Genomic DNA, 9267 nt, shown 5'->3' with positions numbered 1-9267 from the left:
ACGACGAGCGCAAAGTCCCTTTCAAAAATGATGAATACCTTGCTTCCGGGACTTCGAGTTTCCGAAAGGCATGTAAATCAATCATCAGAGACAACAAAATCTAGAAATCACTGTGAAAAAGCGCAAAACCAGCGTTTTGCGCTACAAGAATTGCTAAAGCAATTCTTGGCGATGTCACGCTACATAACAGCAATTTCCTATCAACTGAAAACTAATTGCGGCAAAGCAATTGCTATAGTTTCTTGATGGCAGGACTCACTACATAGCGGCTGCAAAATATAATTAGCCCATCGACATAATAAGCAATATGTGACAACATGAGAATTTTTGATGTGCGCAGTTTGAGCAATTAAGAAAAATGCGATGTGGAGTAGTGTATCGACTTGCATTTTGGCGAAAAGTGGCGTAAAATAGATAAGTTGTATTTTACATAGTACAACATGAGGTACGTCGAAATCATTTTGATCATGATGAAAGACATTCAAATACGATCAGAAAATCATTTTGATAACGATGAATTATACACAAACACAGGAGGTAAATATTGCTATGAATTCAAACCGAGATTTATTTGAAAAAACATCCGTCCCAAAGGCAGTGGCACTTATGGCTATTCCAACGATCGTCACAATGCTGGTAGTTGTTATTTATAATATGGCTGATACCTTTTTTATCGGTCAGACCGGTGATGCCATGCAGGTGGCTGCAGTCTCTCTTGCAACACCTGTATTTATGGTGTTTATGGCGCTCGGCAATCTCTTCGGGATCGGCGGAAGTTCCGCGATCTCACGTGCACTTGGTGAAAAAAATGAGCAGCGTGCGAGACACATTTCTGCCTTTTGCTGCTATGGTTCTCTGGGCGTCGGGATACTGATGACACTAATATTCATTCTCTTTATGGATGGTATTCTCAAAATGATCGGTGCCAGTCCGGCCACCATTGATTATGCAAGACAATATCTTACTTTCGTTGCGATCGGTGCCCCTTTTGTCATGTTTGGCACTGCTTACGGTAATATTGTCCGCGGCGAAGGAGCTGCCAAAGAATCCATGATCGGAAATCTGATCGGTACCATCACCAATATTATTTTGGATCCTATTATGATCTTATGGCTTGGCTGGGGTGTATCCGGAGCAGCTGTCGCTACTGTACTTGGCAATGTGGCAGCTTGTATTTTCTATCTTTATTATCTGCTGCACAAAAAAGAAACGGTCCTTTCCATAAAGCCAAGCGACTTTCAATGGAAAAACCGTATCGCATCCGGCGTCTTTTCCATCGGAATTCCGGCATCTCTCAATAATATTCTGATGAGCTGTGCTAATATCTTATTAAATAAAGTGTTGATCAGCTATGGAGACACACCGGTCGCTGCCATGGGAATCGCCATGAAAGCGAACATGATCGTTATCTTACTGCAGATCGGACTCTGCGTCGGAATACAGCCACTCATCGGTTATAACTACGGTGCCCGAAATGTAAAACGCCTAAAAAAAGTATTCTTTTTCACCGGGCTGTGCGCTGTCATTATGGGTACTGTACTTACGCTCCTAATGGTGATCGCCCGCAAGCCGATCATCCATGCATTTATCAACGATCAGGAAGTTGTCACTTCCGGCATCAAAATGATGATCGCACTACAGCTTTCCGGTCCTGTTATCGGTATTTTGTTCTTATGTATCAATACCTTGCAGGGAATGGGAAAAGCTTTGCAGTCTCTTTTGCTTACGGTATGTCGTCAGGGACTTGCCTTCATCCCAATGCTCTTTATCCTAAATAAATTGTTCCAATTAAACGGTGTGATCTACGCACAATCCGTCGCAGACTTTATCTCCATCGTCATCGCCGGAATTATCTGTGGCGTAACGCTATGGCATGTGGAACGTAAATTTACGGAGTAGCATTTTTCCTGCGAAACCGTCTTATCCGCTCTGCTCCAACACTAATTTCATCCGGTGAACAATCCTCCGGCATATAAATCCCTTTCTCATAAGGGAGATAAGAATTTACAGAAGCTCTAGACAGACCTGTTTCCATGCAGGTCTGTTTTAATGCTTCTTTGTACGATAGCTTGGCACGATGCTTCGCAAACACGGCATTTACATGATCTGCGATGTCACTCTCATACACCCCTGCCGTGATCAATAGCTTGCGCACTTTAATAGGATTCATCTCCATTAAGCGTCCAATCTCAGCTAAAGAACGATGCTTTGCATCTCCTGCCCTCTTATCGCCGGAAATCGTATAATATCTAACAGCTTGCTCCACCGTGTCCTGTAAAATGGCAGCCGCATCATAATTTGGTTTCTTGAGCGGCCGACCCGACTTAGGGATGTGTTGCTCTTTCATAGTCCCACGCACCTTTTCCATTGATATAAGCTAAAATAAGATTATCTTAACTATGTTATCGTCTAATGTCAATGCGGCATTGACATAATTCATTTCATCTTTCGCTCCAATTCACACGCAATGTCCTGCTCTACCATGACTGCTTTCTCCCGGTTCTCAGCACTCACCGAAATATATGTTTTTAACTTAGGTTCCGTCCCCGAAGGACGCACAACAACAGAACAATGGTCCTCTAGGAAATATTTCAATACATCTGACTTTGGTAATCCATCAACGCCTTCTTTATAGTCATTGCATTTTATCACTTTTTTACCGGCAAATGAAGTTATTCCGGCACGAAAATCAGCCATGATCCTCTGCATCTTATCAAATCCCGCAGCCCCCTCAAATTCATAGGAATGCAAGGTATTAAGACAATATCCATACTGCTCGTATAACTCGTTTAATTTATCCAATAAACTAATGCCTAAAGTAGCATAATATGCAAACATTTCGCAAATTAAAAATGCTCCATTCACCGCATCTTTATCACGGACATATCCCCCCGACAGATACCCATAACTTTCTTCAAATCCAAAGATATATGAATCTTCTTTTCCTCGTTTTTCTAATAAACCAATCTGTTCACCAATAAATTTAAAACCAGTTAAAACATTAATTACTTTGACACCATAATGTTCTGCTATTCTTTCTGCCATGTCAATGGTAACTATTGTTTTTACAGCAACCGGATCCTCCGGCATCGTCTCCATCGCAATTCGTCTGCTGCAAATATAATCTAACAACAGCATTCCCACTTCATTGCCGGTTACTAATACATGTTCTCCCTGCTTATTTTTAACTGCAATACCAACACGATCACAATCAGGATCGGTCGCAAGTAATAAATCTGCATTGCACTTCTTAGCATATGCTATTCCAAGTTCCATTGCTTCTTTAATTTCCGGATTTGGATATGGGCAAGTTGTGAAATATCCATCTGGCTGCTCCTGCTCTTTTACTACAGTAATATTTGTATAACCAGATTCTTTTAATGCCCGTAAAACCGGTTTTAACCCCGTCCCGTTCAATGGCGTATATACAATAGAAACATCTTTATTAATGACAAGATCGTCCGATAATAATGATTGTTTTTTTACTTCTTCGATAAAGTCATCATACACTCTGTCCGAAATATAGGACACCTTATTAACGTTTAACGCCTCTTTAAAGGATACTCTTTTCACATCATCAAACAAATCTAACTTTTCTATCTCTGCTAAAATAGCATCTGCTGCCTCTGTTGTAATCTGACAGCCATCTGCCCCATATACTTTATATCCGTTATACTTCGACGGATTATGAGACGCTGTTACCATAATACCAGCAGCACAATGAAGTGCCCTCACGGCATAGGACAAACAAGGCGTGGGCATAAGTTCTTTATAAATATAAGATTGGATTCCGTTTGCCGCAAAAACTCCTGCAGCAACTCTTGCAAATACGTCTGATCTGATTCTCGAATCATAACTGATCGCAATACTTCTCTTGTTCGGTACAAACTGCTTATTTACATAATCTGCCAAACCTTGAGACGCTTTTGCCACAGTATAAATATTCATTCGATTTGTTCCGGCACCAATTACTCCGCGTAATCCTCCGGTTCCAAATGCCAAATTACGATAGAATGCATCCTCGATCTGCTCTTCATTGCCGTCCATACTTTGTAATTCTGCAGCTACATCCTGATCATCTGCTAATGTCTTCCACCTTAAATATTCTTTTTGTATCGTCTCTTTCATGCTCTTTACCAAACCTTTCCAACAACTACATACTCTTCGCCATTTTGAAGATAATATTTTGCAATTGTCGCATATTCATTTAATTTTGTCACATTTAGCAAACATTTACTATGTCAATCTGATCATTTAACACGTCACTTTCAACATCTGCGCACTTCCATGAATCTTGAGCGGCACCGAACCAGCGGGTACAAATATGCAATCCCCCTTAAAAAACTGCAACACTCCTGATCCGCCATAAAGCAGTAAACCACATCCTGACGTGCATAATAATACCTGAAAGGAATTTTTATCTGTGTAAAAATCTGCCATTTCACGACATGATTCCGTGTTAAGCAGCATACGCTCCACCTGAAAATATTGGCACCGGCATAATAGTTCACTCGCCCAGCCTCTTTGATACTTTAATACTCGGAGCGGTTGTCGTGGTTCCGAACTTTGCCGCAGATCAACAACATCAAGCGCTTTATCGACATGTAATTCTCTCAGCTTTCCCTGCTTGTCGCGACGATTATAATCATACAAACGATACGTCAGATTAGAATTTTCCTGAATCTCCGCGATCAGTGCTCCTGCGCCGATCGCGTGCACCGTTCCTGCCTCAATAAAAAATACATCATCTCTATGCACCGGCACTTTCTGTAAGTATTTTTCCACTGTTCCATTCTCTATGCTGTGACGTAATTTTTTCTTATCCATATCATGATAAAAACCATACACAAGTTTTGCATCTTTAGCCGCATCCAAAACATACCACATTTCTGTTTTGCCAAAGAGTTCCCCCTCCTTGTTTCTTGCATATTCATCATCCGGGTGCACCTGCACAGAAAGATCCTTCTTCGCATCAATAAACTTGATCAAAATAGGAAGTTCACCTGCCTCAAGATACGGATTACTCCTCGGATGTTCTCCGATAAATTCCGGAAAACGTCTCAAAAGTTCTGCAAGTTCCATTCCCTCAAACTCACCACTTGCAATAACACTTGGTCCATCCGGATGTGTCGAGCATTCCCATGTCTCCGCCAGCGGCTGCATATCAATATTTTCGAAATCATCATTTAATCTACTGCCACCCCATAAATAATCCTTAGCGGCAGGTTTCAATAAAAACGGCTTTCTATCCATGTTCATCCTCCGCACTATGCCTTACCTTGTTGCCGGCAATTCGTACACCTTCTTATCATGCACATTGATTTCCTTACCAAGCTGTACTTCCATCACCTGTAGTTCTGTCTTAGCAATAATAGTATGACGACATCCTGCAGACATCGTAATAACATCTCCTGCCCGGACACTCTGTTCCATTCCATCCACAATTGTTCGTCCCTCACCGGAAAGAATTGTCCACACCTCATCCCTGTGCTCGTGACTATGATAATTCATGCTGTGTCCCGGATTTAACGTTACCTTTATCGTAATACTTTCTTCCTCAATATCAATGACACGGTAGCTCCCCCACGACTTTTCAGCATACATGATCTGCTGATCGATCTGGTCCACATATGGCTTAATTCGATCTGCCTGCTCAATATCTGATACTAAAATCCCCTCCGCACTCGCCGACACGACGATATTCTTAGTACCCATACACAAGATCGGAACATTCATCTCATTGATCACAAATGTGTTCTCTGTCGTTTCATCAAAGATCGCCTCACCGATCGTATTTCCCTCCATGATCTCAGTCAATGCATTCCATGTTCCAAGATCATTCCACGCACCGGAAAAGCGCATTACTTTAATGTTTTTTTCATGCTCTACTACCGCATAGTCAAACGATATTTTTTCCAAAGTTTCATACTTATCAAACAGGTCCGCATAATCCGTAAAATCAATCAACTCATGTGCTCTGTCCAAGACATGACCTAAGCGAAATGCAAAAACGCCACCATTCCACAATGCACCTTGTGCAATATAACCTTTTGCAATTTCTTCTGTTGGCTTTTCCTTAAATACAGATACATCACTTACTGATTGCGTTGATGTCGGAATAATGTATCCATATTTTTCACTCGGATACGTCGGTTCAATTCCCATTAAAACCAGATTTGCCTCTTCCGTTTCTGCTAATTCTCCCAGACGCTTTAATGCTTCAAAATAATCATCATTAACATATGGATCTACCGGACAAACCACAACCGATTCCTCTAGCCCAACTCCTCGAACATCTTTCAAATAAGCGGCAGCCAACGCAATCGCCGGAAACGTATCACGGCGGCACGGTTCAATACTGATCCCTACATCTTCGCCCAACTGATTGTGTATCGAGGAAACCTGCGCCTTAGACGTTGCGATTGTTACTTCCGCATTTTCGTCCACCAACTTAATCTGACGATATACACGCTGTACCATTGATTCATATCCATTTTCCGTTTTCAAAAATGGAATAAATTGTTTTGAACGAACATCATTCGAAAGCGGCCAAAGACGCTTTCCGGATCCACCAGATAATAATACTAAATTCATAATAACTAACTATTCCTTTCTCAACGCAACAATTCGCATTCAACCGATCTCTCTACCCCCAACATTGGGAGTCCTTTGTAAATCAACTGTAATAACACTTCTATATGATCAACGCTCTGCTCTCATCGGATTATTCAAAAAGTCCTCATACGATAACCGAATTCCATCCTCTAATTCCGTCTTATATGTCCATCCCAACATCTCAGCTTTACTAACATCAAGAAGTTTACGCGGTGTACCATTTGGTTTCGAACTATCCCACTTGATCTCTCCATTGAATCCAATCACCTTAGCCACTAATTCTGTCAATTCCTTAATCGTTAATTCCTTACCTGTTCCCGCATTGACCGTCTCATCACCACTATAATTGTTCATTAAGAACACACATAGATTGGCCAGATCATCTACATACAAAAATTCACGAAGTGGAGAGCCATCCCCCCAGCAAGTCACTTCTGTTGCTCCACTCTCTTTCGCCTCATGAAAACGGCGGATCAACGCCGGAAGCACATGGCTGTGTGTCGGATGATAATTATCATTTGGTCCATACAAATTGGTCGGCATCACCGAAATGTAATCCGTCCCATACTGTTTATTCAAAAACTCACAATATTTCAACCCGGAAATTTTGGCTAGTGCATACGCCTCATTCGTCTTCTCTAATTCTGAAGTAAGCAGGCAGCTCTCTTTCATTGGCTGTGGTGCCATTCGCGGATAAATACAGGAAGACCCTAAAAACTCAAGTTTCTTACAACCGTTCTTCCATGCAGAATGAATCACATTCATCTCCAAGATCATATTGTCATACATGAAATCTGCAAGCGCATTTTGGTTCGCCACAATGCCGCCAACTTTTGCTGCTGCCAAAAATACATACTCCGGTTTTTCCTGCGCAAAAAATGCTTCTACCGCATCCTGTCTGCACAGATCAAGTTCTGCATGAGTACGCGTAACAATATTCGTATATCCCTGTCTTTCCAACTCTCTGACTATTGCAGATCCGACCATTCCCCGGTGCCCTGCAACATATATTTTGGCATCTTTCTCCATCATTTCGATCACATGTCCTTTCTTTACATCACTATACATCTGCTTTTGTCACTGCACGTTCTCTCTTTCTTTACATCACTATGCATCTGCTTTTGTCACCGCACGTTCTCTCTTCGCTAACATACGGTCATGTTCCGCCATGATACGAACCAGTTCTTCATAACTTGTTTTCTGTGGATTCCATCCAAGTACTGTCTTTGCCTTCGTAGGATCTCCCCAAAGATTATCTACATCGGTTGGGCGGAACCACTGCGGATTAACGCTGACTAACAACTTGCCGGTCTCTGCATCATATCCCTTTTCATCCACGCCTTCACCTTCCCAACGGATCTGCATTCCATTTGCTGCAAACGCCTTTTCCGTAAAGTCGCGAACCGTATGCTGCTCTCCCGTTGCAATCACAAAATCTTCCGGCGTATCATGCTGCAAGATCATCCACATACATTCTACATAATCTCTCGCATATCCCCAGTCGCGCAGGGAATCCATGTTGCCCAGTTCCAAATGATCCTGTAATCCCTCAGCGATACGTCCTGCTGCTAACGTAATCTTGCGGGTTACAAAATTTTCACCACGACGCTCCGATTCATGATTAAACAAAATGCCATTCACTGCAAACATGTTATATGCTTCACGATACTCTTTTACAATCCAAAAGCCATACTGTTTCGCAACCGCATATGGACTGTATGGATGAAATGGTGTTGTCTCTCTCTGTGGCACTTCTTCCACCTTACCAAATAATTCAGATGTAGATGCCTGATAAATCTTAGTTTTCTGCGTTAGTCCCAAAATACGGACAGCTTCCAAAATACGAAGTACACCGATCGCATCAACATCGCCGGAATATTCCGGGACATCAAACGACACCTGCACATGCGACTGTGCAGCCAGATTATATATTTCATCCGGCTGAACTAATCCAATGATACGAACCAATGAAGAAGAATCAGACAAATCTCCATCATGCAATGTAATAGCATTCTTTTCTAACAAATGGTCAATACGTGATGTATTGGAGATTGAAGCTCGTCTTGTAATACCATGTACCTCATATCCCTTTTCTAACAAAAACTCTGCCAAATAAGATCCATCCTGACCTGTAATTCCTGTAATTAACGCTTTTTTCATAATATAATAAACTCCAATTCTGCACACGTTTTCCAGCATAACCATTTGTATCCTGTGTGCGCCGATACAAATTGCTATGCTCTTATTTCATAAATACAAGCGTTATTTTACGCACAAAAAAAACGCAAAACAAGACAATATATTGGCATGTTTTACGCTTTTTAGCACAATATTGGTTTTTATTCATTACTCAAACTTTCCATACCTTAATATCTCACGCATATACATATTGCTTATTATGTCAGTAAAATAATAGCTATTTTGCAGCCAACAAGGTAAATTATCCTGCCATCAAAAAAACTAAAGCAATTGCTGCAGAACGCAGAGTTTTCACAGTGATTTCTTATTTTGTTAAGTCTCTGATGAATACATGCCTGAAGGATTGTCTGAGATGTCCCGGTTTAGCAAGGTATCATCCATTTTTGGACGGGACGCTTTCGCTACGATGCGCTACGTCACGTTACTTAATGTCTCTGAAATACGAGACATAAG

The 9267-nt window shown here is 41.4% G+C and carries 8 protein-coding genes; 2 read left to right on the top strand and 6 right to left on the bottom strand.

Annotation, left to right across the window (positions count from 1 at the left end):
- On the top strand, positions 1–246 hold a 246-nt coding region (locus DW981_RS15410), incomplete at its 5' end, for a hypothetical protein (protein ID WP_207664009.1).
- A 303-nt stretch (positions 247–549) separates the two neighbouring features.
- On the top strand, positions 550–1899 hold the full coding sequence (locus DW981_RS13505) for an MATE family efflux transporter (RefSeq protein WP_118508087.1): 1350 nt from the start codon (positions 550–552) through the stop codon (positions 1897–1899).
- Here DW981_RS13505 and DW981_RS13500 read toward each other — a convergent pair.
- The 6 genes from DW981_RS13500 to gmd form a co-directional block, all read right to left on the bottom strand.
- The gene (locus tag DW981_RS13500) at positions 1889–2347 is read right to left on the bottom strand and encodes a hypothetical protein (protein ID WP_118508086.1); all 459 of its coding nucleotides are present in this window, start codon (positions 2345–2347) and stop codon (positions 1889–1891) included. The genes DW981_RS13505 and DW981_RS13500 overlap by 11 nt on opposite strands.
- Before the next feature lie 89 nt (positions 2348–2436).
- Entirely contained in the window at positions 2437–4128 is a 1692-nt protein-coding gene (locus DW981_RS13495) for a phospho-sugar mutase (protein ID WP_118508085.1), read from the bottom strand.
- Positions 4129–4254: 126 nt separating this feature from the next.
- Positions 4255–5253 (bottom strand): type I phosphomannose isomerase catalytic subunit, encoded by a 999-nt coding sequence (locus DW981_RS13490; protein ID WP_118508084.1) that lies wholly within the window; start codon positions 5251–5253, stop codon positions 4255–4257.
- A gap of 21 nt (positions 5254–5274) precedes the next feature.
- Positions 5275–6594, bottom strand: coding sequence for a sugar phosphate nucleotidyltransferase (locus tag DW981_RS13485; protein WP_118508083.1), 1320 nt, complete (start codon positions 6592–6594; stop codon positions 5275–5277).
- A 108-nt stretch (positions 6595–6702) separates the two neighbouring features.
- Complete coding sequence (locus tag DW981_RS13480; protein ID WP_118508089.1) at positions 6703–7647, bottom strand: GDP-L-fucose synthase; 945 nt, start codon at positions 7645–7647, stop codon at positions 6703–6705.
- A gap of 75 nt (positions 7648–7722) precedes the next feature.
- Complete coding sequence (gmd, locus tag DW981_RS13475; protein WP_118508088.1) at positions 7723–8775, bottom strand: GDP-mannose 4,6-dehydratase; 1053 nt, start codon at positions 8773–8775, stop codon at positions 7723–7725.
- Positions 8776–9267 lie beyond the last annotated feature (492 nt).

Origin of the sequence: Clostridium sp. AM49-4BH (assembly GCF_003478335.1) — a bacterium.
Lineage (GTDB): Bacteria > Bacillota > Clostridia > Lachnospirales > Lachnospiraceae > Butyribacter.
This window is presented reverse-complemented; position numbering and strand designations above follow the sequence as displayed.

Coding starts and splice junctions, on each gene's coding strand:
- DW981_RS13495 (WP_118508085.1), bottom strand. CDS start 4,128: ATGAAAGAGACGATACAAAAAGAATATTTAAGGTGGAAGACATTAGCA.
- gmd (WP_118508088.1), bottom strand. CDS start 8,775: ATGAAAAAAGCGTTAATTACAGGAATTACAGGTCAGGATGGATCTTAT.
- DW981_RS13500 (WP_118508086.1), bottom strand. CDS start 2,347: ATGAAAGAGCAACACATCCCTAAGTCGGGTCGGCCGCTCAAGAAACCA.
- DW981_RS13485 (WP_118508083.1), bottom strand. CDS start 6,594: ATGAATTTAGTATTATTATCTGGTGGATCCGGAAAGCGTCTTTGGCCG.
- DW981_RS13505 (WP_118508087.1), top strand. CDS start 550: ATGAATTCAAACCGAGATTTATTTGAAAAAACATCCGTCCCAAAGGCA.
- DW981_RS13490 (WP_118508084.1), bottom strand. CDS start 5,253: ATGGATAGAAAGCCGTTTTTATTGAAACCTGCCGCTAAGGATTATTTA.
- DW981_RS13480 (WP_118508089.1), bottom strand. CDS start 7,647: ATGATGGAGAAAGATGCCAAAATATATGTTGCAGGGCACCGGGGAATG.